Here is a 360-nt window from a genome sequence, read left to right as displayed (position 1 = left end):
TGGCAAAACAAGCCGCTATTGAGCAAGATGGAACAATTGTAGAAGCATTGTCAAATGCGATGTTCCGAGTAGAATTAGAGAATGGAGTTGACATCACAGCTCATATCTCTGGTAAGATGAGAATGCATTACATCAAGATTTTACCTGGTGATAAGGTAAAGGTGGAGATGAGTCCATATGACCTTACCAAAGGTAGAATTGTTTTTAGATACAAATAATAATCATATATAAGGTTATGAAGACAAGAGCATCATTAAAGAAACGTTCAGCTGACTGTAAGATCGTTCGTCGTAAAGGTCGTCTGTTCGTTATCAACAAGAAGAACCCTAAGATGAAATTACGTCAGGGTTAATGTTAAAG

General features: G+C 36.9%; 2 protein-coding genes. Both read left to right on the top strand.

What is annotated here, in order from left to right; translation table 11 throughout:
• Positions 1–218 (top strand): translation initiation factor IF-1 (gene infA, locus D4A39_RS19535; RefSeq protein WP_119918614.1); only part of this gene is annotated, 218 nt, incomplete at its 5' end.
• Positions 219–235: 17 nt separating this feature from the next.
• Positions 236–352 (top strand): 50S ribosomal protein L36, encoded by a 117-nt coding sequence (gene rpmJ / locus D4A39_RS19530; protein WP_006848814.1) that lies wholly within the window; start codon positions 236–238, stop codon positions 350–352.
• Positions 353–360 lie beyond the last annotated feature (8 nt).

Source organism: Alcanivorax profundi, assembly GCF_003597125.1.
Lineage (GTDB): Bacteria > Pseudomonadota > Gammaproteobacteria > Pseudomonadales > Alcanivoracaceae > Alcanivorax > Alcanivorax profundi.
Note: the sequence above shows the minus strand (reverse complement) of the source record. Positions and strands in the feature narration are given on the sequence as shown.